Genomic DNA, 22,863 nt, shown 5'->3' on the forward strand with positions numbered 1-22,863 from the left:
GCGGGTGTGACGGAACGGCGGGCGGGCGTGTACACCTGTCCTGTGGTCCTCCCCGATGCCCTGCGGCCGGTGCTCGTCGTCGACAACTTCGACAGCTTCGTCTACAACCTCGTCCAGTACCTGGGTCAGCTCGGCGTGCCCAGCCTGGTGCGCCGCAACGACGCCGTGACGACCGAGGAGCTCGCCGACCTCGACGTCGCCGGGGTGTTGCTCTCCCCCGGCCCCGGCACCCCCGTGGACGCCGGCGTGACGGTGCCCATGGTGCGGGCCGCCGCGGAGGCCGGCCTGCCCGTGCTGGGCGTCTGCCTGGGCCACCAGGCCATCGCGGAGGCCTTCGGTGGCGTGGTGGGCCGGGCGCCCGAGCTGCTGCACGGCAAGACCAGCCAGGTCGTGCACGACGGGGTCGGCGTGCTCGCCGGGCTGAGCTCCCCGTTCACCGCGACCCGCTACCACTCGCTGGCGGTGGAGTCCGACAGCGTCCCCGCCGAGCTCGAGGTGACCGGCCGGACCCCCTCGGGGATCGTGATGGCCCTGCGGCACCGGGAGCTGCCGATCGAGGGCGTGCAGTTCCACCCCGAGTCGGTGCTCACCGAGGGCGGGCACCAGCTGCTGGCGAACTGGCTCGCCGGGTGCGGGATCGCCCCCGACCCCGAGCTGGTCGAGACGGCCGCGGCCGGCGCCCGGCGCCTGACGGTCGCCACCGTCTGACCCGGGGGCCACCCCCGCCGACACCGGACCCGCCTCGGGGCGGCCCGCCGTCAGCTCGTCGGGGTGGGCGTGCCCGTGGGGGTGGGAGTCGGGGTGGCCGGCGGTGCGCTCGGCGGCGTCGACGGCGTGGTCTCGACCGGGACGGCGACGGCCACCAGCAGGGTGATCTCGTCGCCGGCGGCGACCGCGGAGCGGGCACCGGGCTGGGTGCCGGCGACCAGGCCGGGGGCGACGTCGCCGGTCTCGGCGTTGTTCTCGACGATGTCCGTGGCGGCGATGCCGAGCGCGACCAGCTGGGCCCGCGCCTCGGCCGGGGTCTTGCCGACCAGGTCCGCCGGCAGGTCGATCGTGCCGGTGGAGATGCCCAGCGTGAAGCCGGCGTCCGGCGGCGCGGCGGAGCCCTCCGCGGGGTCGATGGACACGACCGTGCCCTCCGGCTCCAGCGAGTCGACCTGGTCGGTGCTGATCGAGCCGGTGAACCCGGCGCTCTCCAGGTTGCTCACCGCCCGCTCGCGCGACAGCCCGACGACCTGCGGGACGTTGATGGTGTTGGGGCCGCCGCTGAGGGTGAGCGCGACCGCGGTGCCCTCGTCCACCTCGGTGCCGGCGGCCGGGTCGGAGCCGATGACCCGGCCCTCGGGGACGGTCGGGCTGGCCTCGGTGGCGACGGTGCCGACCTCGAGGCCGACCCGGGCCAGCGCCGCGGTGGCCTCCTCCTGGGTGCTGTTGGCGAGCACCGGCACGGCCACCTGGGTGACCGGCGGCGGGGCGTCGTCGCCGCTGGTGAGCGCCAGCGCGATGCCGACGGCGGCGCCGATGAGCACCAGGGCGCCGACCACCACCGCGATGACCCGGTTGCGCTTGCGCTTGCGGTCGGCCTCGTCGTCTCCGTCGCCGTCCCACTCGTCGGCGTTGCCGTAGCCACCGGGGGTGACGCCGATGATGGTGGTCTTCTCCGCGTCGCTCATCACCGGCGTCGCCTCGACCCGCTGCCCGGCGACGGCACGGAGCAGGTCTGCGCGCATGTCGGCGGCCGACTGGTAGCGGTTGGCCGGGTTCTTGCTCATCGCCTTGAGCACGATCGCGTCGAGCTCCGGCGGGATCTCCGGGTTGATCGACGACGGCGTCCGCGGGTCCTCACGCACGTGCTGGTAGGCCACCGCGACGGGGGAGTCGCCGGTGAACGGCGGGGTCCCGGTGACCAGCTCGTAGAGCAGGCAACCGGCCGAGTAGACGTCCGAGCGGGCGTCGACGCCCTCGCCGCGGGCCTGCTCGGGGGAGAGGTACTGGGCGGTGCCGATGACGGCGGCCGTGGAGGTCATCGTCGCGGCCGAGTCGGAGACGGCACGGGCGATGCCGAAGTCCATCACCTTGACGGTTCCCTGCGGCGTGATCATCACGTTCCCGGGCTTCACGTCCCGGTGCACGATGCCGTTGCGGTGGCTGAAGTCCAGCGCGGCGCAGATGTCGGCGGCCAGCGACATGGCGCGGTCGGGGGACAGCCGGCCCTCGCGGCGGATGACGTCGCGCAGCGTCTCGCCCTCGACGTACTCCATGACGATGTAGGGGGTCGCCCCCGCGGGCCCGCGGTCCTCGCCGGTGTCGTAGACCGCGACGATCGCCGGGTGGTTGAGCGAGGCCGCTGCCTGCGCCTCGCGCCGGAAGCGGACCTGGGACGACGGGTCGCGGGCGAGGTCCTGGCGGAGCACCTTGACGGCGACCTCCCGGCCCAGCCGCAGGTCCCGCCCGCGGTGCACCTCCGCCATGCCGCCACGGCCGAGCACCCCGCCGATCTCGTAGCGCTCACCGAGCACTGAGGGCGTGGTCATCGGAGGTCCTCTCGGGCAGTGCGGCGGACGGCTGGGGTGGGCTGCACCACGCCGTCCGGGAGCCTAATCGCTGGCCGGGCGCCCGCCGGCGCGACGCGGGGTACCCGGGGCGGGTGTGTCACGGGGTGTCCACGAGCCGAGCCGACTCGTTCTGCACGGTCCCCGACCCCGACTCCAGGTCACCCTGGGCGTCCTCGTCCCCGTCACCGCCGACGGCATCCGACGACGACGGCACGCTCGAGGTCGTGGTGGTCGGCGGAGCGGAGGAGGAAGAGCTGCTCGACGACGACGTGTTGCTGCGCGAGCTGGAGACCGACGAGCTGCCGCCCGGGGCAGGGACACCGGCACCGCCGCCTCCCGTCGGCGCTGCGGACGTCTGCGCACTGGTCGGCTGGTCGGGCGCGGACGACTCCCCGTCGTCCCCGTCCTCGCCGTCCTCGGGGGTGTACGGGGCACCGGTGACGAACAGCGTCACCGTGTCGCCCTGCGCGAGGGGGCCGGTGGTCGGGTCGGCGGTCACCACGACGTCCTCGTCGAGCTGACGGGCCAACGCGGCCAGCTGCGCCCCGGTGGCCTCCTCCCGGCCGACCTCGAGACCCAGGCCCCTCAGCTCGTCCTCCACGTCACCGGCGTCCCGGCCGACGTAGGCGGCCACGTCGAACTCGATGCCGCCGGTGGCGTTGGTGGTGGCGGGCGGTCCGGTGGGAGCGGTGGCCGACGCGCTGGGGGCGGCCGTGCCCCCCCCGCCGCCGCCACCGTCGTCGCCGCCGGAGAGCAGCACCGCGGCGCCGCCGCCGACCACCAGCAGCAGCGCCAGGGCGGCCGCCGCCCAGATCAGCCGGGTGCGCCGTCGCTTCGTGTCGTCGGCGTCCTGGCCCGCCCAGTTCTCGTCGCCGTCGCCGTCGTCGCCGTCGACGGGCGGGCCCTGCAGCGGCGGCATCACCCGCGGCGCGGTCGAGGGACCGACCACCCGGGTGCCGCCCGTCGCCGGGATCATCGCGGTCGCGGCGTCGTCCCCGCCGACGACCGTGGTCATCGCCGTGGGCGGCGGGACGAGCCGGCCGGCCGCCACCGCCCGGACGGCGTCGGCGAACTCACCGCCGTCCGGGAACCGGGCGGCCGGGTCCTTGGCCAGCGCCCGCTCGATGAGCGCGCGCACCTGCGGCGGCACGTCGGCGGGCAGCGGCGGCGGGGGCCGGTTGATCTGGGCCAGGGCGATGGCGACCTGGGACTCGCCGTCGAAGGGCCGCGCCCCGGCCACGCACTCGTAGCCGAGCACGCCCAGCGAGTAGACGTCCGAGGCGGCGGTGACCACGTGGCCCTGCGCCTGCTCGGGGGACAGGTACTGCGCGGTGCCCACGACCATGCCGGTGCGGGTCAGCGGCGCGGCGTCCCGGGCGTAGGCGATGCCGAAGTCGGTCAGCTTCACCACGCCGTCCGGGCGGACCAGCAGGTTCCCGGGCTTGATGTCGCGGTGCACCATGCCGGCGGCGTGCGCGGCGGACAGGCCGTCGCCGGCCTGGCCGAGGACGTCGAGGGTCTGCTCGGGGGTGAGCCGGCCGCGCTCGGCCAGGATCGTGACCAGCGGTTTGCCCTCGACGAACTCCATGATCAGGTAGGCCAGCCGCTGGCCCTCGATCGTGGTCTCGCCGTAGTCGTAGACCGAGGCGATGTTCGGGTGCGACAGCGCCGCGGTGTGCCGGGCCTCGTTGCGGAAGCGGATGAGGAAGCTGGAGTCGCCGGTGTACTCGCTCTTGAGGACCTTGACCGCGATGGTCCGGCCCAGGGTGCGGTCCCGCGCCTTCCACACCTCGCCCATGCCGCCGGTCGCGATCGGTGCGGTGATCTCGTACCGGCCGGCCAGCACGGTGCCCACGTGGACGGCCATCAGCCCCCGGCTCCCTGGGCGTCGAGGTAGGCCTCGATCACCGAGCGCGCGATCGGCGCCGAGGTGTCGCCCCCGGTGCCACCGCCGTTGCGGATGAAGACCGCGACGGCGATCTGCGGGTCGTCGGCGGGGGCGAACCCGATGAACCAGTTGTGGTCGGGGGCGTCGGTGCCGGTCTCCGCCGTGCCGGTCTTGCCGGCCACCTCGACGCCGTCGATCCGCGCCCGCCGGCCCGAGCCGTTGTCCACGACGCTGACCATCATCTCCGTCAGCTGGCCGGCGACGTCGGCGGAGAAGGGCTCGCCGAGCTCCTCCGGGTCGGTCTGGTCGATGACGGTGAGGTCGGGGGCCTGGACGGCGTCGACCAGGTACGGCTTCATCAGCGTGCCGTCGTTCGCCACCGCGGCGGCGATCATCGCGGCCTGCATCGGGGTGAGCGCGACGTCCTTCTGCCCGATCGAGGTCTGCCCCAGCGCGGCGTCGTCCGGGATGTCGCCGATGGTGCTGGGCGACACCGTGAGCGGCATGTCGAAGCCCTCGCCGTCGATGCCGAACGCCTCGGCCATCTCCCGGACGGCGTCCTCGCCGAGGTCGATGCCGAGCTGGGCGAAGGCGGTGTTGCAGGAGATGGTCAGCGCGTCGATCAGCGGCTGCTCGCCGCTGGGGCTGCAGGCCTCGTCGCCGAAGTTCCGCAGCTGGGTGCTGGTGCCCGGCAGCGTGTAGTCCTGCGGGGCCGGGACGACCGTCTGCGGGGTGTACTCGCCGCCGGCCAGGGCCGCCGCCGAGACGATGACCTTGAAGATCGACCCGGCCGGGTAGCGCTCGTTGATCGCCTGGTTGACGCGGGGGTCGGTGTCCAGCGCGTCGAGCTCGGCGTCGTAGGCGCGCATGTCGGCCGGGTCGTGGCTGGACAGCCGGGCCGGGTCGTAGGTCGGCGTGCTGGCCAGGCCGAGCACGGCGCCGGTGGACGGGTCGAGCGCGACGACGGCGCCGGTGACGCCCTCGAGGCCGCTCATCGCCGCCTCCTGCACCGCGGGGTCCAGGGTCAGCTCGACGTTGCCGCCGGAGGGGTCGCGGCCGGTGAACAGGTCGCCGAGCCGGCGCAGGGCCAGCCGGTCGTCGGTGCCGGCGAGGACGTCGTTCTCCGCCCGTTCGAGCAGCGTGTTGCCGAACAGCACCGAGTAGTAGCCGGTGACCGGGGCGTACAGCGGGCCTTGCGGGTAGGTGCGCAGGTAGGTGAGGGAGTCCTCGGTCTCCACCGAGGAGGCGACCTCGTTGCCGGCGACCACGATCGCGCCGCGCTCGCGGTCGTACTCCTCGGTGAGCACCCGGGTGTTGCGCGGGTTCTCCCGCAGCGACTCGGCGCGGACGACCTGGATGACGTTGACGTTGACGATCAGCAGGGTGAACAGCACCAGCACGCTGATCGCGACCTTGCGCAGCGGCGCGTTCACGGTCGGACCACCTCGGTCGGGGCGTCCACGAGCTTCGGCGGGGTGGGCTGCGCGGCGGCGGCCGGCCGGCGGGCCGCGTCGCTGATCCGCACCAGCAGGGCGACCAGGCCGAAGTTGGCGACCAGCGAGGAGCCTCCGTAGGCCAGGAAGGGGGTGGTCAGGCCGGTCAGCGGCAGCAGCCCGGTGACGCCGCCGAGGACGACGAACACCTGCCAGGCCACCGCGAAGGCCAGCCCGGCGGCCAGCAGCTTCCCGAAGCCGTCGCGGACCACCAGCGAGGTGCGCAGCCCGCGCTCGACCAGCACCAGGTAGAGCACGATCACCGCGACCAGGCCGAACAGGCCCAGCTCCTCACCGATCGCCGAGGCGATGAAGTCGCTCTTGGCCACCGGCACCTGGTCCGGCCGCCCGCCACCGAGGCCGGCGCCGAACAGGCCGCCGGTGCCGAGGCTGAACAGCGACTGGACGATCTGGTAGCCGCCGGTGTCGACGTAGGCGAACGGGTCCAGCCAGGTGTCCACCCGGACCCGCACGTGGGCGAAGACCTGGTAGGCGACGAAGGCGCCGCCGGCGAACAGCAGCACGCCGATGACCAGCCAGCTGGCCCGCTCGGTGGCGATGTAGAGCATCACCACGAAGATCCCGAACAGCAGCAGCGAGCTGCCCAGGTCGCGCTCGAAGACCAGCACCAGGATCGAGGCGACCCAGGCCAGCAGCACCGGCCCCAGGTCGCGGCCTCGGGGCAGCTCCAGCCGCAGCACGCGGCGGCTGGCCAGCGCCAGCACGTCGCGCTTGTCGACCAGGTAGGCGGCGAAGAAGACGACCAGGCAGATCTTGGCGAACTCACCGGGCTGGATGGAGAAGCCGGCCACCCGGATCCACAGCTTGGCGCCGTTGATCTCGGAGTTGGGCAGCACGGCCGGGATGGCCAGCAGCACCAGCCCGATCAGCGCCAGGGTGTAGGCGAAGCGGGCGAGCACCCGGTGGTCGCGGACGACGACCAGCACGGCGACGAACAGCACCAGCCCGACCGTGGCCCACAGCAGCTGGACCGGGGCGTCCTCCCCGCTGCTGTTGCCGCCGAGCTGGTCACCGGCGATGTCCAGCCGGTGGATCATGGTCAGCCCCAGGCCCATGAGCACCGCCACGCAGGGCAGCAGCAGCGGGTCGGCGTAGGGCGCGAAGCGGCGGACGACGACGTGCGCGATGCCCCACAGCGCGGAGAACCAGGTGCCGAAGGTGGCCAGCTCCGGGCTCAGCGACCCGGTGACGGTCAGGTCGACGATGCACTGCGCGGCCAGCGTGATGAGCACCGCGAAGCCCAGCAGCAGCAGCTCGGTGCCGCGCCGGGTCGGGACCGGGCCGCTGCCGGCCGCAGCCGCCCGCGGGTCGGTGCCGGGGCCGCTCACCGGGAGGCCTGCCCGGTCACGCGTCGGGCGGCGGGTCGGGCGGCGGGGCTGTCGGCTGGTCGGCGGGCCATCAATCGGCCTCCCGGCAGTCCACTCCCGGCTCACCGGAGCCGGACGACCCCGCGCTCGTCGTCGATCCCGTGGGGGAGGCCGTCGTCGGGGTGCTGGGCACCGGGGCCGCGGTGGCCGCGGGGTCGGTCACGTCGGTGGGCACGGCGTCCGAGGGGGCCGCCGAGGTGGTGGCGGGGGTGCTCGAGGACGTCCGGCACGGCTCCAGCCGCTGGTCGCGCAGGTTGGCCAGGATGCGCTCGGCGTCCGCGCGGTCGCTGGCGTCGATCCCGCCGGCGACCCGGCTGCGGGCCGCCTGGGTGAGGTCGGTGGTGGCCAGCCCGGTGGCGTGGTCCAGCCGGTAGAGCTCGATGCCGACGAAGGAGGCGTCCAGGCCCTGGAACACCGCGACCTCGCCGCCGTCGGCGGTGCCGCTCACGCCGACGAACCAGTGGTCCATCACGAACAGGTAGGCACCGACGGCGGCGGCCCCCAGGACGACGACCGTGGCCAGCGCGACGAGGGCGGTCCGCACCGGCCGGCGACGGCGGGGCGGTGGCGAGCTGCTGGCCACCGCCGACGCCTGCTGCGCCGGTTGCGGGTCGGCCAGCGCCGCGCGGCCGGCCGCCGACCGCGGGTCGACCTCGCGCTGGCCGCGGTTGTCGCCGGCGGCGCCGTCGACCACCGGGTCGATCAGCGCACCGCGGCCGTCGTCCTCGACCACGTCGGCGACGATGCAGGTGATGTTGTCCGGGCCCCCGCTGCGCAGCGCCAGCTCGATCAGCCGGTCGGCGGTGGCCTGCGGGTCGGGGTCGGACATCGCCGAGGCGATGGTCTCGTGGCTGACCACGCCGGACAGGCCGTCGGAGCAGATCAGGTAGCGGTCCCCGGCCCGGGCGTCGCGCATGGACAGGTCCGGCTCGACGTCCTGGCCGTTGAGGGCACGCAGCAGCAGCGACCGCTGCGGGTGGCTGTTGGCCTCCTCCTCGGTGATCCGGCCGTCGTCGATCAGCGACTGGACGAACGTGTCGTCGTGTGTGATCTGGGCCAGCTCGCCGTCGCGCATCAGGTACGCGCGGGAGTCGCCGACGTGGCACAGGCCCAGCCGGCCGCCGGCGAACAGCACGGCGGTGAGCGTCGTCCCCATGCCCTCCAGGTGCGGCGACTCGCGGATCACCTCGCGCAGGTGCTCGCTGCCGTCGAACACCGCCTGGCGCAGCGCCTGCAGCAGGTCGCCGGAGGGCGCGTCGTCGTCCAGGTGCTCGAGGGCGGCGATGACCACCTTGCTCGCCACGTCGCCGGCGGCGTGGCCGCCCATGCCGTCGGCGACGGCCAGCAACCGGGGCCCGGCGTACACCGAGTCCTGGTTGGTGCCGCGGATGAGGCCGCGGTCGGAGCGCGCGGCGTAGCGCAGGACGAGTGTCATGAACGGAGCTCCAGCACGGTCTGCCCGATCCGGATCGGCTGGCCGGGGGAGACCAGCAACGGGCCCTGCACGCGCTGCTGGTCGAGGTAGGTGCCGTTGGTCGAGCCGAGGTCCTCGACGTACCACTGGCCGGTGCGGTTGGTCAGCCGCGCGTGCCGCGACGAGGCGAAGTCGTCGGTGAGCACGAGGGTGGAGTCGTCGGCACGGCCGATCAGGATCGCCTGCTCCCCGAGGGTGATGCGGGTGCCGGAGAGCGGCCCCGCGGTGACGACCAGGTGGCGGGGGCCGCGGGCGCCGCGCTTGCGGCCGGCCGGTGCGGCCCGGGGTGGGACGGAGGCCACGCGCCCGGCCCGGCCGCCGAAGAGGTCGGCGCGGACGACGCGGAACGCGGCGAAGATGAACAGCCAGAGCAGCAGCAGGAAGCCGAACCGGAACACCTGGACGAAGATCTCCGCCATCAGCGGTCCGCCCCCGGCCGCGGCGCGGCCACGGTCATGCGCCGTCCTGCCGGTAGACCAGCACGGAGTGGCCGATGCGGATGACGTCGCCGTCGGCGAGGTCCTGGCTGGCCACCCGGCGGCCGTTGACCAGCGTGCCGTTGGTGGAGCCCAGGTCCTCGACGACGACCGTGGTGCCGTGCAGCTGGACGTCGGCGTGCTTGCGGCTCACCCCGGTGTCGGGGAGCCGGATGTCGGCCTCGGTGCCGCGGCCGAGCACGTTGCTGCCCTGCTCGAGCACGTGCTTGGTGCCCGGGCCGTCGACGACGAGGACGTGCAACACCCGCTGGCCGGGGCGGCCGACGACGGGAGGCTCCTGGGCGCCGGTGTCGGTGGCGTGCGTGCGCATGCCGGGCAGCGGGGGCAGCGGCGGCAGCCCGGGCATCGCCGGGGGGACGGCGGCCGGGGGCTCGGCGCGGAGCGGTGCCCCGGCGCGGTGCGGTGCCCCGGCGCCGGCGACGTGCGAGGCGACCTCGAAGACGCCGGTGCGCAGCTCCTCGTCGCGCTCCAGCCGGACCTCGATCTCGCCGAAGGTCTGGTAGCCCTCGGACTCGATGTGCTCGGCGACCATGTCGGCCAGCTCACCGGCCAGCTGCTCGGACCACTCGGCCAGGTTGTCGAAGTCGACCGGGCCGAGGCTCACCACGAACAGGTTGGGCGAGAGCACCCGCCCGCCGCTGAGCACCGACCGCTGCTCGTCGGCCTCGCGCTGCAGGGCGTGGGCGATCTCGGCCGGGTGGACCTTGCCCTTGAAGACCCGGGCGAACGCCAGACCCACCATGCCCTCGAGGCGTCGCTCGAAGCGCTGCAGCACACCCACAGTCGCTCCCTCGCGTCTCGGCTCGACCTCCCACTGCCCTGAGCCCCGATCGTAACCGGGGGAGGGTGGCCGGACCGGTCGGGAAGCGCGGGACGCCCCGGACGATCTCGTCCGGCCGACGTCCCGGGCACTGTCTACCAGCGCGGCCGCCGGCGGCTGCAGGGCGCGCCGGAGCGGGCGCCCACGACCGGCCCGGGGGTGGCGGCGAGAGGTCCCGTCGTCGGCTGCTAGTGTCCTTCCTCGCCAGGGCAAGTGGCGGAATGGCAGACGCGCACGGTTCAGGTCCGTGTGTCCGAGAGGACGTGGGGGTTCAACTCCCCCCTTGCCCACCCGTGATCCTCCCCGCAGAGGGCCGACGAGAGCGCCGGAGACCCAGGGTCCCGGCGCTCTCGTGCGTCCGGGGCCGGGTCAGCGGCCCCGCTCGGGTGCGTCCGAGCGCAGCTCCGTGCGCGACCGGTCGCGGCCGGGGCCGGCTCCGAGGCTCTGGGCCAGGAGGACGACGCCCCACGGGCCGATCACCCAGACCGGCCACGGGTAGAGGACCTGGCCGGACGCGACCGAGGTGACCAGCCAGATCCCGACCACGATCACCGCGGTGGTCAGCCAGCTCCCCCAGGCAGCCCGCAGCCCGCCGTTGCCGGCCCAGCCGCCGTGCCAGCCGGCCGCCCAGCCGTGCACCCCGCCCGGGCCGCCGCAGCCGGCCGGACCGGTGGCCGGTGCGGGCCGTGCCGCCGGTGCGGGTGCCGGCTGGGTGCTCGGCAGGTCGGTGGTGAGCTCGGCGAGCTCGCCGTAGGTGCGTGCGGCGTAGGCGCGGGACAGCCGGTCGTCGTACTCGTCCACGGTCAGCCGGCCGGCGGACAGGTGGCCGCCCAGGACCTCGGCGACCGCGGCACGGTCGGTGTCGGCGGCGCGCAGGTGGGGATCGGGCATGTCCGGGCTCCTCGGGTGGTCGCTGCGACCAGTCTGCTGCCGCGGACCGGCCCGGGACCACTGACGTCCGTCACCAGTCCGCCGTGCAGTTCCACGTGGAACCGGCCGCTCCGGCTGTGGTGAGCTGTCCGGACCTGATGTCCGAGGAGGACCGCATGTCGCTGGACCAGCCGTGGCCGTCCACCAGCCCCCGGGACGCCGAGGTGTCCGCCGGGGCCGCCCGGCTCACCGTCGACCTCCGCGGCGGGGGGCTGCGGGAGCTCGTCGTCGGCGACTGGCACGTGCTCGACGGCTACCCCAGCGGCACCGTGCCGGCGGCCCGCCGGGGCGGGGTGCTGCTGCCCTGGCCGAACCGGCTGCGCGACGGCCGGTGGAGCTGGGCCGGCCGGGACCTGCAGCTGGACGTGGTCAGCGGGCAGTCGCCCAACGCGGTGCACGGCCTGGTCACCGCCCAGCCCTGGGCCGTGCTGGCGCAGGCCGACGGCGCGGTGACCCTGGGCACCGTCGTCGAGCCCCGGGCCGGGTACCCCTTCCGGCTGGCCGCGGCGGTCGACTACGAGCTGACCGGGGAGCGGCTGTCGGTGACCGTGCGGGTGCGCAACGACGGCGACGCCGACGCCCCGCTGGGCGTGGGCATGCACCCGTACTTCGCCGTGGGCGGCGGCCCGGTGTCGGACCTGCCGGAGGGGGCGGTCGACGACGCGGAGCTGACCGTCCCGGCGCGGACGGCGATGGACACCGACGGCGGCCTGCCGACCGGGAGGACGCGGCCCTTCGACGGTGCCGTCGGCCGGATCGGCGACCGGGTGCTCGACGTCCCGCTCACCGACCTGGTCCGCGACGACGACGGCTGGGCGCGGGTGCACCTGCGCGGCGCGGCCGGCGCGCTGGAGCTCGCGGTCGACGGGGCCTGGCGGTGGCTGCAGGTGTTCTCGGCCGACACCCTGCCGGCCGGCCAGCGGCGGCGGAGCCTGGCCGTCGAGCCGATGACCTGCCCGCCCAACGCGCTGGCCGACGGCGCCGACCTGGTCGTGCTGGCCCCCGGGGAGGCCTGGTCGGGCACCTGGACGCTGAGCTGGACGCCGGCGTGACCGACGAGCTGCGGGTGCTGGAGATCTGGCGGTTCCCGGTGAAGTCGCTGCTCGGCGAGCGGCTGGACCGGTCCGGAGTGGAGCCGGAGGGGCTGGCCGGCGACCGCGGCTGGGCGCTGTTCGACGTCGCCACCGGGTTCGGGCTCACCGCCCGCCGGGTGCCCGAGCTGCTGTTCGCCGCGGCCCGGCTGCGCGCCGACGGCGGGGTGGAGGTGGTGCTGCCCGACGGCACCGTCACCGCGGACGACGCCGTGCTCTCCCGCTGGGCGGGCCGGCCGGTGACGCTGCGCCCGGCGGCCGAGGTCCGCGGCGACCGGCGGTACGAGAGCCCCGACGACGACGAGCAGGAGGACGCAGCCCGGTGGAACCCGTTCGCCGGCGCGGACGGCGCGTTCCACGACAACGCCGGCGCCCGGGTGACCCTGGTGTCCACCGGCACGCTCGGCGGCTGGGACCGGCGGCGGTTCCGGGCCAACGTGGTCCTGGCCGGCGCCGGTGAGGACGCGCTGGCCGGCACCCGGGTCCGGCTGGGCACCGCCGAGCTCGACGTCGTCGAGGGGGTGCCGCGCTGCGTGATGACCACCCGGCCCCAGGCCGGCGGCATCGGCCGGGACACCGGGGTGCTGCGGACGATCCACCGGGAGCGCGGCGGCACGCTGGCGGTCGGTGCGCTGGTGGCCCGGCCGGGGGAGCTCGCCGTGGGCGACGTCGTCACGCCGGTCTGACCGGGGGAGGATCGGTCCCGTGCGCACCATCGAGCTCCGCTCCGGCGAGGAGTCCATCCGGCTCGGTCAGCTGCTGAAGCTGGTCGACGCCGTCCCCTCCGGCGCCCAGGTCAAGGACGTCCTGACGTCCGGCGACGTGACCGTGAACGGGGAGCCCGAGGAGCGCCGTGGCCGCCAGCTGCGCCGCGGCGACGTCGTCGCGGTGGCCGGCCAGGAGGACGTGCGGATCGGTTGATCGCGCAGCGTCGATTGCAGCTGGCGCTGCGTCACCCCACGCCGGGCGACGCGCGTGTTCACACAGATGTCACACAGCGAGGGTGCGTCCCGGCCGGTCCGGGGCATGGCGGGACAGCCCGGGCGGCGGTGGTGCGGAACCCGCCGCCCGGGGCTCTCACCCCGCCGGCGGCAGCCGCAGGTCGGCCACGAGGGCCCGGTGGTCGGTCCCGGGCACGCGCACCACGCGGAACGCGGCGACGCCGATCCGGGGGTCGACCAGCACGTGGTCCAGGCTGAGCCGCGGCACCGGGCACCGCTGCGGCGCCCAGGTGGGGCGCAGCCCCTGCCCGGTGGCCCGGGCGGCGTCGACCCAGCCCCGGCGGAGCAGCCGGCGGAACGCCGCGTGGTCCGGCGTCGCGTTGTAGTCCCCCGCCAGCACCCGCAGCACGTCGGCGTCCGGGTCGGGCAGCAGGCGCAGGTCACCCTCCCAGCGGTGCACGTGGTCGGTGTTGCGGGCCGGCGGGTGCGTGTGCACCGCGGTCACCTCGACGTCCAGCCCGCCCGGGACGGCCAGCCGGGCCGCGGGCTGGCCGAAGCGGCCGGGGACGACGGTGCGGGACAGCACCTCCAGCCGGGTCCACAGCGCGCCGCCGGCGCCGCGGGGCTGCCCCTCGCCGGCCGGCACCACGTGCGCGTTCGGCAGCCGGTCGGCCACGCCCGCCTCGACCAGGGCGGTCACCGCCTCCGGGGTCACCTCCGACAGCGCCAGCACGTCGGCGGCGCACTCCGCGGCCAGCGCGACGACCGTGGCGGCGTCCGCCCGCCCGTAGAGCATGTTGAGCGACACCAGGCGCAGCGGCCGTCCCTCGGGTGCCGACCCCGCGGTCCGGCGGGCGCCGGCCAGCACGGTCGGGCCGAGCACCGAGCCGGCCAGCACGGCCGCCGCCCCGCCGGCGACCAGCGCCGCGGCCCGCGAGCGGGTCAGCGCTGCGGCTGCGAGCGGGAGCAGGCTGGTGCCCGCCGCGTAGCGGGTGAAGGCCATCGCGGGCACCAGCGGGTACCCGCGGTCGGCGCCGGCTGCGCGGGCGAGCGCCCACCCGGCCCAGGGCAGGGCGAGGGTCAGGGCGGCGCGTCGGGGGAGGGGCACGGCACCATCCTGCCCACCCCCGTGGGGCGGCCCTGACGTGGCCGTTCACCTCCGTCGGGTAGACCCTGGACCTCCGGGCCGAGATGAACGGCCCCTGGACGAGGAGTGGACGCGTGGCTGTGCAGCATCTGGAGATCGAGCGCAAGTTCGACGTCGAGGAGACGTTCGTGCTGCCCGACCTGACCGGGGTGCCGGGCGTGGCCGAGGTCCGTGAGCCCGTCGAGCACGCCCTGGAGGCGGCCTACTACGACACCGCGGACCTGCGGCTGGCCCGCGCCCGGGTGACCCTGCGCCGGCGGACCGGGGGCACCGACGCCGGGTGGCACGTGAAGCTGCCCGCGGTGGCCGGCGCCCGCCGGGAGCTGCACTCGCCGCTGGGCCGCAGCGCCCGGACGCCACCCAAGGCGGTGCTCGACCCGGTCCTGGGCATCGTGCGCCGGGCGTCCGCGGTCCAGGTCGCGACGCTGCGGACCCGCCGGGTGCTCACCGAGCTCGTCGACGCGGACGGCCGGGTGCTCGCCGAGGTCGCCGACGACCACGTCACCGGCACCGCGCTGCCGGCCGAGCCGGGCGAGGCCGCCGTGGTCACCGCCTGGCGCGAGGTCGAGGTCGAGCTGGTGGACGGCGACGACGAGCTGCTGGCGGTCGTCGCGGCCGCCCTCGGCGAGGCCGGCGCCCGGCCCGCCGACTCGCCGTCCAAGCTGAGCCGGGTGCTGGCCGACCGGCTGGCGGCGGTGGTCGGCCCCGAGCTGCCGCCGGCCGCCGCGGAGGCGGAGGGCACCAAGAAGGGGAAGAAGAAGGGCAGGAAGAAGGCCAAGGGCCGCACCTCCAGCGCCCCGGCCGGCGAGGTCGTGCGCGCCGCGCTGCAGCTGCAGGTCCGCGCGCTCCAGGACGCCGACCTGATGGTGCGCACCGGCCAGCACGACGGCGTCCACCAGGTGCGGGTCGCCTGCCGCCGGCTGCGCAGCACGCTGGCCGCCTTCCGGCCGGTGCTCGACCGGGCCCAGACCGACCCGCTGCGCGCCGAGCTGGCCGCGGTCGGCACGGCGCTGTCCCCCGCCCGGGACGGGGAGGTCGCGCTGGCCCACCTCCGCGAGCTCGTCGCCGCCCAGCCGGTCGAGCTGGTGCTCGGCCCGGTCGCCGCCCGGCTGCAGCAGGCCGCCGTCAAGGACGAGCAGGTCGGGGACGCCGGCGCCCGCAAGGCGCTGGCCTCCCCCGCGTACCTGCAGCTGCGGGACGACCTGGACGCGCTGGTCGCCGAGCCGCCGCTGACCGAGGACGCCGCCCGGCCCGCCGACGACGTCCTGCGGGAGGTGCTCGCGCACACGGCGAAGCGGCTGCGGCGCGCGGTCGACGCCGCGCAGGACAGCGACGACCCGGAGGCGCTGCACGAGGTGCGCAAGGCGGCCAAGCGGGTGCGGTACACCGCCGAGGCCGCCGTGCCGGTGCTGGGCCGGCCGGTCGCCCAGCTGGTCAGCGTGCTCAAGGGCGTGCAGGAGGTGCTCGGCGACCGGCAGGACACCTACGTCACCCGCCCGCTGTGCACCCAGCTGGGGCTGCAGGCCTTCGCGGCCGGCGAGAACGCCTGGACCTGGGGCCGGCTGCACGCCCTCGAGCAGGCCCGGGGCGAGGCGGCCGAGCGCGAGTTCTGGCAGCGCTGGCCCCAGCTCCGCCCGGTGCTGACCAGCTCGACCAAGTAAGGGGGCGGGCACCGGGAGGAGCCGGTGGGCCTCATCGAGGTGCTCGGCTTCGGCGTCGTGGTGCTGCTGGCGATGGCGCTGCTGCACGGCTACCTGTGGTGGCGGCTGGTCCGCGGCACCACGCGGCCCGGGCGGGCGCGTCGGCGGCTCACGCTGCTGACCGTCGTCCTGGCGCTGCTGCCCGCCCTGGCGGTGGTGCTGCGCGGCCGGCTGCCGACGGGCGTGGCCGCCCCGCTGGGCTGGGTCGGCTTCATCTGGCTCGGGCTGGCGTTCTACCTGTTCCTGGCCGTGCTCGCGACGGAACCGATCCGGGTGGCGCTCCGGCTGTTCCGGCGCAGCCGGGACGAGGCCGACGCCGACGCGGACCGGGCGGCTGCCGAGCGGGCGGCCGTCCTCTCCCGGCGCCGGTTCCTGGCGGTGGCGGCCGGAGCCGTGGCCGTCGGCGTGGCCGGTACCGGGGTGGCGTACGCCAACTCCGCCCCGGTGGTCCGCCGGGTGCCCGTCCGGATCCCCCGGCTGGACCCGGCGCTGGCCGGGCTGCGGATCGTCACCTTCTCCGACGGCCACCTCTCCGCCACCTACGGCGGGCGCCGGTTCGAGCGGCTGGTGGAGACGGTGAACGCCCAGCGGCCCGACGTGGTGGCGATCGTCGGTGACCTGGTCGACGGCGACGTCGACGAGCTGCGGGAGGACGCCGCGCCGCTGGCCGACCTGGTCAGCGAGCAGGGCGTCTTCTTCGTCACCGGCAACCACGAGTACTTCGTCGACACCACCGGCTGGCTGCGGCACCTGCCGACCCTCGGCGTCGACGTGCTGCGCAACGAGCGGGTGCCCATCCGCCGGGGCGGCGCCTCGTTCGACCTGGCCGGCATCGACGACCGCACCGCCGCGGCGTCCGGGCTGCCCGGGCACGGGGCCGACCTGGACGCCGCGCTGGACGGCCGGGACGACGACGTGCCCGTGGTGCTGCTGGCGCACCAGCCGGTGATGGTCGAGCAGGCCCGCTCGGCCGGGGTCGACCTGCAGCTGTCCGGGCACACCCACGGCGGGCAGCTGTGGCCCTTCGACTACGCCATCCTGCTCGACCAGCCGGTGGTGGAGGGCTGGTCGCAGCAGGGGGACACCCAGCTCTACGTCACCGCCGGCGCCGGCTACTGGGGCCCGCCGATGCGGGTCGGCGCCCGCCCGGAGGTCACCGTCATCGAGCTCCAGCCCGGCGCCCCGACCCGCCCACCCCGCTGACCCCTGCGGACCCCACGGCTCAGGACCCCACGGCGGAGATGGCCATGTTCGCCCCTGTCCTCAGGGGCGGACATGGCCATCTCCGCCCCGGGGGGAAAGGGTCCAGGGTCAGCCGGTGAAGGCGGTGGTCTCCTGGAGGCGGGTCTTCGGGACGGTCTTCAGCTCGGCGACCGCCTCGGCCAGCGGCACCAGCTCGATCTCGGTGCCGTGCAGGGCGACCATCTGACCGAAGTGCCCCTCGTGCGCGGCGATCGCGGCGTGCAGCCCGAAGCGGGTGGCCAGCACCCGGTCGAACGAGGTCGGGGTGCCGCCGCGCTGCACGTGGCCGAGCACCGTCGTCCGGACCTCCTTGCCGGTGCGCCGCTCCAGCTCGTCGCCGAGCTGCTGGGCGACGCCGGTGAAGCGGCGATGGCCGAACTCGTCCATCCCGCCGTCGCGCAGCGGCATCGTGCCCGGCACCGGGGTGGCGCCCTCGCTGACCACGCCGATGACGTGCCGGTGGCCCCGGTCGAAGCGGGCGGTCACCAGCCGGCAGACCTCCTCGATGTCGAAGGGCTCCTCCGGCGTGATGGTCAGGTGCGCCCCGGAGGCGAGCCCGGCGTTCAGCGCGATCCACCCGGCGTGCCGGCCCATCACCTCGACCAGCAGCACCCGCTGGTGCGACTCGGCGGTGGTGTGCAGCCGGTCGATCAGGTCGGTGGCGATGCTGACCGCGGTGTCGAAGCCGAAGGTCAGGTCGGTGCCGTGGATGTCGTTGTCGATGGTCTTCGGGATGCCGATCACCGGCACGCCCTCCGAGGCCAGCCAGGCGGCCGCGGTGAGCGTGCCCTCCCCGCCGATCGGCAGCAGCGCGTCGACCCCGTGGGCGTCGAGCACCTCGCGCATCCGGCCCAGCCCGTCGCGCAGCTTCTGCGGCGCCACGCGGGCCGAGCCGAGCACGGTGCCGCCCCGGGTGAGCAGTCCGTTCACCACCGGCCGGTCCAGCACCATGGCGTCGTCCTCGAGCAGGCCGCGCCAGCCGTTGCGGAAGCCGACGACCGTGCTGCCGTACTCCTTCTCGGCCGTACGGACGACGGCCCGCAGTACGGCGTTGAGGCCGGGGCAGTCGCCGCCGCCGGTCAGCACTCCGATGTGCACGTGCTCTCCTCCGAAAGGGTGGGCGGGCAGGTGAACCGTACGTCATGACGTCTAGACGTCTCCTGGTGCAGTACCTTTCACGGCGTGGCGACTGTCGAGGCGGGGCCCAAGTACCTCGCCGTCCGTGAGGCGCTGCGGCGCCGCGCGTCCGCCTTGCCGGAACACACCCTCCTCCCCCCGGAGCCGGTGCTGTGCGCCGAGTACGGCGTCAGCCGGATCACCCTCCGCCGGGCCGTCGACGGCCTGGTCGCCGACGGCCACCTGGTCCGTGAGCAGGGCCGCGGCACGTTCGTCAGCCGCCCCGGCATCCGGCACGAGTACCGCGAGAGCTTCGTGCACCGGATCGCCGGCTTCCACTCGGTGATGACCGAGCAGGGCGCGCAGGTGGGCACCACGGTGCTCGCCCAGCGGGTCGTGCCGGCCGCGCCGGCCATCGCCGTCGAGCTGTCCATCGCCACCGCGGACGACGTGGTGGAGCTGGTGCGGCTGCGCAGCGTGGACGGCCTGCCCAACCACGTGGTGCGCAGCTTCCTGGCCGCCGGCCGCTACCCCAAGGCCGCCACCGAGGACTTCGGGCACGGCTCGCTCTACGAGTTCCTCCGCCGGGAGTACCAGGCCGACCTGGCGCACGCCCGGCTGGTCGTCGACGTCGGCACCGCGGCCGCCGACGAGGCGGAGATCCTCGACGTCATCACCGGGTCGCCGCTGCTGGTCGTCCGGACGACGGTGCGCGACAGCGCCGGCCGCCCGCTCGTGCACAGCTTCTCCCGGCTGCGGCCGGACGTCAGCCAGGTCGAGTTCGAGGTCTCCGTCGGCGGTCGCTGACCTCGTCGGTCAGGCGGTCACGGCGGTCATGTCGGTCAGGCGGTCACCGACAGCGGGGCCGACGGCGCTCCCAGCGCCAGCCGCTGCTCGCGCAGCAGCACCCGCTCCAGGGCGTGGCCCACCGGCCGGGCCAGGTCGCCGACCACCACCTGCACCTGCTCGTCGAGCTCGCGGGGCAGCCCCCAGCCCACCAGCAGGCTGCCCGACGAGCTGTGCTGCCCGAGCCCGAGCGGCACCGTCAGCGACGTCTGGGCGCCACCGGCCGGCAGCCGCAGCAGCCCGGGGTGCGCGGACTCCCCGGCCGCGCGGCTGGGCACCGGCACCGCCCGGCGCTCCCGGACCGCCACCGCCAGCGGGTGCGCGTCGGTGACCAGCAGGCCGGTGCGGGGCGTCAGCGAGGGCGGGGCGCCCGCGGCCAGCGCCCACACCCGCACCTCGGGCCGGCCGGCCTCGGTGAGCGCCAGCAGGGCCACCACGGCGCCCAGCGGTGAGCGGAGGAACCGGTCGACGGCCCGCAGCACGTCCAGCAGGCTCTCCGCGGGCAGCAGCTCCTGGCTGAGCCGGGCCACCACCCGGGCCCGGTCCGCGGCGGCCTCGGCCTCGACCAGGGCGGCGGAGGCGGCGACCGAGGCCTTGTGCGCCGCGCCGTCGGCGCGTTCGGCGGCGGCCGTGGCCTCGCGTTCGGCCACCTCCAGCGCCCGGAACTGCAGCCGGCGGCTCGCCTCGGCCGCCGTCCGGTGGAGGGTGCGGAGCTCGGCCGCCGTCCAGTCCCGCACCCGCTCGTCGGAGACCGACAGCACGCCGATCGGATGGCCGTGGACGTCGGTCAGCGGCATCGCGGCGTAGCCCACGACGGCGTGCTCGCGCACCCCGATGCGGGCGCTCAGCTCCGGGTCCAGCCGGGCGTCGCGCAGCACCACGGGCTCGCCGGAGGCCACCACCCGCAGGCTCATCGACTCGGTGAGCGGCAGCGACCGGCGGCTCGCCCACGGCTCGGGCAGGCCGAAGGCGCCGGGGTAGACCTGGCCGCCCTTCGACACCAGCACCACCAGCACGCGGGTGACGTGCAGCTCGGTGGCCAGCCGCCGGGCCAGCTCGTCGAAGTCGGCGTCCGGGCGGGCCGGCAGCGCTGCCCAGGTGGGCAGCTCCCAGCCGGTGCTCTCCGTGGCCGTCGCCCCTCTGTCGGTGGTCGTCGGGCCGGTCGCCGCGGGTGTCCGCTCGCGTGCGCTCCCCCGGTGGTGTCACGTGGATGCTGTCAGACTCCAGACCGAGGTGCCCGGGTCCGATGGGGGCGACGTGGAGCAGATCCAGCGCGCACCGGTGCGGACTGCCCGGGCGGTGGTCGAGGCCGGCGCGGTGACCAGCGTGTTCCAGCCGATCGTGGAGCTCGACAGCGGCCGGGTGGTCGCCTACGAGGCGCTGGCGCGCGGACCGGAGGGCCCGCTGGGCGCGCCCGACGAGCTCTTCGCGGTGGCCCGCGCCGAGGGTTTCCTCACCCAGCTCGACCAGGCCTGCCGGGCCGCCGCGCTGCGCGGCGCGGTCGAGCAGGGGCTGCTCGCCCCGCTCACCGTCTTCGTCAACGTCGAGCCCGACGCGCTGGACGACGCCCCGCTCGCCGCGCTGTTCGACCTCCCCGACCGCCTCCCCGACGACCTGCAGGTGGTCCTGGAGATCACCGAGCGCGCGCTGGCCGCCCGCCCGGCCGAGCTCCTGCGCACGGTGGCGCGGGTCCGCGAGGCGGGCTGGGCGATCGCCCTGGACGACGTGGGCGCCGAGTCGCTGTCGCTGGCCTTCATGCCGCTGCTGCGGCCGGACGTGGTCAAGCTGGACCTCCGGCTGGTCCAGGAACGCCCCGGCCCGGCCATCGCCGAGATCATGAACGCGGTCAACGCCTACGCCGAGGCCTCCGGCGCGGTGCTGCTGGCCGAGGGGATCGAGGACGGGCGGCACCTGCGGATGGCGCGGGCGCTGGGCGCCACCCTGGGCCAGGGGTGGCTGTTCGGCCGCCCGGGTCCGGGCCCCGTCCCGGGGCAGCGCACCGGGGCGCTGCGGCTGCCCGAGGCCCGGCCGGCGGACGCCGACGCGGCGGAGGTCTCGCCGTTCGCCTGCCTGCCGCCGGAGGTCGCGGTGCGGGAGGCCCCCAAGGCGCTGCTGATCGAGCTGAGCAAGCAGCTGGAGCGCCAGGCGATGCGGCTGGGGGAGACCTGCGTCGTCGCCTCGACGTTCCAGGAGTCCCGGCACGTCACCCCGGCGACCCGGCTGCGGTACCGGGACCTGGCCGAGCGGGTGGCCTTCGTCGCCGCCGTCGGCGAGGACCTGCCGGTCGAGCCGCTGCCCGGGCTCCGCGGCGCCGACCTCGCCCCCACCGACCCGGTGCGCGGCGAGTGGGACGTCGTGGTGCTCAGCCCGCACTTCAGCGCGGCGCTGCTGGCCCGCGACCTGGGGGACGACGGGCCGGACCTGGACCGGCGGTTCGCGTTCGCCCTGACCTACGAGCGGGACACCGTCGTCCGGGCGGCGAACTCGCTGCTGTCCCGGGTCGCCCCGCACTCCGGGGAGCGGGCACCGGCGGCGCCGCCCGCGGAGCCGGCGGCGACGACCGCGCACCGGCTGCTCGCCGGCGCCGGTGCGGGCCGCCCCGGCGTGGCCCTGCTGGAGCAGGCGCTGGCCGTCGTGGGGTCCGGCGTCACGATCGTCGACCTGCGGCTGCCCGACCAGCCGCTGGTCTACGTGAACCCGGCCTTCGAACGGCTCTCCGGCTTCCCGGCCCGCGAGGTGCTCGGCCGCAACTGCCGCTTCCTGCAGGGCGCCGACACCGACCCGGCCGCCGTCGCCCGGATGCGCGCCGCCGTCGCGGCGGGGGAGCCGGTGCAGGAGGTGCTGCTCAACCTGCGCGCCGACGGCAGCAGCTGGTGGAACGACTGCTCGCTGACGCCGGTCCGGGACGCCACCGGCGCCGTCGTCCAGTACATCGGCGTGCAGGCGGACGTGACCGCCCGGGTCGAGGCGGAGCGGGCGCTGGCCACCGAGCAGGACCGCTCCCGCGACCTCGAGGCGCAGCTCGGCCCCCGGCTGCGCGCCGACGGCCACCCCGGTCAGACCTCGGCGGTCTCCCCGGGGGCCAGCCGCTCGTAGGGCGTGGGCTGTCCCGGCCCGCGCGCACCGAACAGCCCGCTGAGCAGCCCCTGGCCGGTGTCGTTGAGCAGCCCGTCGTGCACGGCCAGGGCCCGCTGCGCCTGCACCGCGCGCAGGTAGTCGATCAGCTCCGAGGTCTTCGACCACGGCGCGTGCGCGGGCAGCAGCAGGGTCGGGACGGCGACCTCGGGGACGGTGAGCGCGTCGCCGGGGTGGAACACGGTGCCCTCGACCAGGAAGCCGACGTTGCGCACCACGGGCAGCTCCGGGTGGATGACCGCGTGCCACTCGCCGTGCACCGAGACGTCGAAGCCCGCCGCGGTGAACGTGTCGCCGGCGCCGACGACGTGCACCCGCGGGCCGGCGCCCTCCAGCAGCGCGGCGACCGAGGAGTTGGTCCACACCTCCAGGGCCGGGTCGGCGTCCAGCGCGGCCCGGACCCGGTCCGGCACGAGGTGGTCCATGTGCTCGTGGGTCACCAGCAGCGCCGAGGCACCGGCCCAGGCGTCGTCCGCGGTGAAGGCGCCGGGGTCGATGAGCAGGCGGCGGTCCTGGTCGGTCAGGACGACGCAGGCGTGTCCGTGCTTGGTGAGCTGCACCGGGTCCTCCTCGGGATGCGGGGTCTCCCGGGCACGG

The 22,863-nt window shown here is 75.7% G+C and carries 20 protein-coding genes and 1 tRNA gene; 9 read left to right on the forward strand and 12 right to left on the reverse strand.

Going from position 1 to position 22,863, the window contains the following annotated elements:
- The first annotated feature begins 42 nt into the window (after nt 1-42).
- Entirely contained in the window at nt 43-708 is a 666-nt protein-coding gene (locus HL054_RS16995) for an aminodeoxychorismate/anthranilate synthase component II (RefSeq protein ID WP_369140219.1), read from the forward strand.
- 50 nt (nt 709-758) lie between these two features.
- Here the strand turns inward: HL054_RS16995 and pknB are convergent, their stop codons facing one another.
- The 7 genes from pknB to HL054_RS17030 form a co-directional block, all read right to left on the reverse strand.
- Nucleotides 759-2,537, reverse strand: a complete 1,779-nt coding sequence (gene pknB / locus HL054_RS17000) for a Stk1 family PASTA domain-containing Ser/Thr kinase (RefSeq protein WP_369140220.1) — start codon at nt 2,535-2,537, stop codon at nt 759-761.
- A 118-nt stretch (nt 2,538-2,655) separates the two neighbouring features.
- The gene (locus tag HL054_RS17005) at nt 2,656-4,425 is read right to left on the reverse strand and encodes a serine/threonine-protein kinase (RefSeq protein ID WP_369140221.1); all 1,770 of its coding nucleotides are present in this window, start codon (nt 4,423-4,425) and stop codon (nt 2,656-2,658) included.
- The gene (locus HL054_RS17010; RefSeq protein ID WP_369140222.1) at nt 4,425-5,879 is read right to left on the reverse strand and encodes a peptidoglycan D,D-transpeptidase FtsI family protein; all 1,455 of its coding nucleotides are present in this window, start codon (nt 5,877-5,879) and stop codon (nt 4,425-4,427) included. Before HL054_RS17010 ends, HL054_RS17005 begins: the two co-directional genes overlap by 1 nt.
- Nucleotides 5,876-7,288, reverse strand: coding sequence for an FtsW/RodA/SpoVE family cell cycle protein (locus HL054_RS17015; protein ID WP_369140223.1), 1,413 nt, complete (start codon nt 7,286-7,288; stop codon nt 5,876-5,878). The genes HL054_RS17010 and HL054_RS17015 overlap by 4 nt, the downstream gene beginning before the upstream one ends.
- Nucleotides 7,289-7,358: 70 nt before the next feature.
- Nucleotides 7,359-8,762 carry a PP2C family protein-serine/threonine phosphatase gene (locus HL054_RS17020; RefSeq protein WP_369140224.1) on the reverse strand — a complete coding sequence of 468 codons (1,404 nt, stop codon included), beginning with the start codon at nt 8,760-8,762 and terminating at the stop codon, nt 7,359-7,361.
- Complete coding sequence (locus HL054_RS17025) at nt 8,759-9,220, reverse strand: FHA domain-containing protein FhaB/FipA (protein ID WP_369140226.1); 462 nt, start codon at nt 9,218-9,220, stop codon at nt 8,759-8,761. The genes HL054_RS17020 and HL054_RS17025 overlap by 4 nt, the downstream gene beginning before the upstream one ends.
- A gap of 34 nt (nt 9,221-9,254) precedes the next feature.
- The gene (locus tag HL054_RS17030; RefSeq protein WP_369140227.1) at nt 9,255-10,079 is read right to left on the reverse strand and encodes an FhaA domain-containing protein; all 825 of its coding nucleotides are present in this window, start codon (nt 10,077-10,079) and stop codon (nt 9,255-9,257) included.
- Nucleotides 10,080-10,325: 246 nt separating this feature from the next.
- Between HL054_RS17030 and HL054_RS17035 the strand changes: the two genes are divergently transcribed.
- Nucleotides 10,326-10,408: transfer RNA gene (locus HL054_RS17035), tRNA-Leu, on the forward strand.
- Between the two features lie 79 nt (nt 10,409-10,487).
- Here the strand turns inward: HL054_RS17035 and HL054_RS17040 are convergent.
- On the reverse strand, nt 10,488-11,009 hold the full coding sequence (locus tag HL054_RS17040; protein ID WP_369140228.1) for a DUF1707 SHOCT-like domain-containing protein: 522 nt from the start codon (nt 11,007-11,009) through the stop codon (nt 10,488-10,490).
- A 155-nt stretch (nt 11,010-11,164) separates the two neighbouring features.
- On the opposite strand from HL054_RS17040, the gene HL054_RS17045 reads away from it, so the two are divergent.
- From HL054_RS17045 to HL054_RS17055, 3 genes are read left to right on the forward strand one after another with little or no spacing between them, the layout of a single operon-like run.
- Nucleotides 11,165-12,100, forward strand: a complete 936-nt coding sequence (locus HL054_RS17045) for an aldose epimerase family protein (RefSeq protein WP_369140229.1) — start codon at nt 11,165-11,167, stop codon at nt 12,098-12,100.
- Nucleotides 12,097-12,825 carry an MOSC domain-containing protein gene (locus tag HL054_RS17050; protein WP_369140230.1) on the forward strand — a complete coding sequence of 243 codons (729 nt, stop codon included), beginning with the start codon at nt 12,097-12,099 and terminating at the stop codon, nt 12,823-12,825. Before HL054_RS17045 ends, HL054_RS17050 begins: the two co-directional genes overlap by 4 nt.
- A gap of 19 nt (nt 12,826-12,844) precedes the next feature.
- Nucleotides 12,845-13,060 (forward strand): RNA-binding S4 domain-containing protein, encoded by a 216-nt coding sequence (locus HL054_RS17055; RefSeq protein ID WP_369140231.1) that lies wholly within the window; start codon nt 12,845-12,847, stop codon nt 13,058-13,060.
- A gap of 156 nt (nt 13,061-13,216) precedes the next feature.
- Here the strand turns inward: HL054_RS17055 and HL054_RS17060 are convergent, their stop codons facing one another.
- Nucleotides 13,217-14,188, reverse strand: coding sequence for an endonuclease/exonuclease/phosphatase family protein (locus HL054_RS17060; RefSeq protein ID WP_369140232.1), 972 nt, complete (start codon nt 14,186-14,188; stop codon nt 13,217-13,219).
- Nucleotides 14,189-14,301: 113 nt separating this feature from the next.
- Here HL054_RS17060 and HL054_RS17065 point away from each other — a divergent pair, with 113 nt between their 5' ends.
- Together HL054_RS17065 and HL054_RS17070 are read left to right on the forward strand one after the other, a co-directional pair.
- A complete protein-coding gene (locus tag HL054_RS17065) occupies nt 14,302-15,888 on the forward strand; it encodes a CYTH and CHAD domain-containing protein (protein WP_369140233.1) in 1,587 nt (528 codons plus the stop codon).
- Nucleotides 15,889-15,912: 24 nt separating this feature from the next.
- Nucleotides 15,913-17,130, forward strand: a complete 1,218-nt coding sequence (locus tag HL054_RS17070; protein ID WP_369140234.1) for a metallophosphoesterase — start codon at nt 15,913-15,915, stop codon at nt 17,128-17,130.
- A 108-nt stretch (nt 17,131-17,238) separates the two neighbouring features.
- Here HL054_RS17070 and HL054_RS17075 read toward each other — a convergent pair whose 3' ends face one another.
- A complete protein-coding gene (locus tag HL054_RS17075; protein WP_369140235.1) occupies nt 17,239-18,267 on the reverse strand; it encodes an ATP-dependent 6-phosphofructokinase in 1,029 nt (342 codons plus the stop codon).
- An 84-nt stretch (nt 18,268-18,351) separates the two neighbouring features.
- Here HL054_RS17075 and HL054_RS17080 point away from each other — a divergent pair, with 84 nt between their 5' ends.
- Nucleotides 18,352-19,092, forward strand: a complete 741-nt coding sequence (locus HL054_RS17080; RefSeq protein ID WP_369140236.1) for a GntR family transcriptional regulator — start codon at nt 18,352-18,354, stop codon at nt 19,090-19,092.
- A gap of 35 nt (nt 19,093-19,127) precedes the next feature.
- Here HL054_RS17080 and HL054_RS17085 read toward each other — a convergent pair whose 3' ends face one another.
- A complete protein-coding gene (locus HL054_RS17085; RefSeq protein ID WP_369140351.1) occupies nt 19,128-20,237 on the reverse strand; it encodes a GAF domain-containing protein in 1,110 nt (369 codons plus the stop codon).
- 151 nt (nt 20,238-20,388) lie between these two features.
- On the opposite strand from HL054_RS17085, the gene HL054_RS17090 reads away from it, so the two are divergent.
- Nucleotides 20,389-22,227: an EAL domain-containing protein gene (locus tag HL054_RS17090; RefSeq protein WP_369140237.1), complete on the forward strand. Its 1,839-nt coding sequence runs from the start codon at nt 20,389-20,391 to the stop codon at nt 22,225-22,227.
- Here the strand turns inward: HL054_RS17090 and HL054_RS17095 are convergent.
- Nucleotides 22,188-22,826: an MBL fold metallo-hydrolase gene (locus tag HL054_RS17095; RefSeq protein WP_369140238.1), complete on the reverse strand. Its 639-nt coding sequence runs from the start codon at nt 22,824-22,826 to the stop codon at nt 22,188-22,190. The genes HL054_RS17090 and HL054_RS17095 overlap by 40 nt on opposite strands.
- Nucleotides 22,827-22,863 lie beyond the last annotated feature (37 nt).

The organism is Modestobacter versicolor, assembly GCF_041028285.1.
GTDB lineage: Bacteria > Actinomycetota > Actinomycetes > Mycobacteriales > Geodermatophilaceae > Modestobacter > Modestobacter versicolor_A.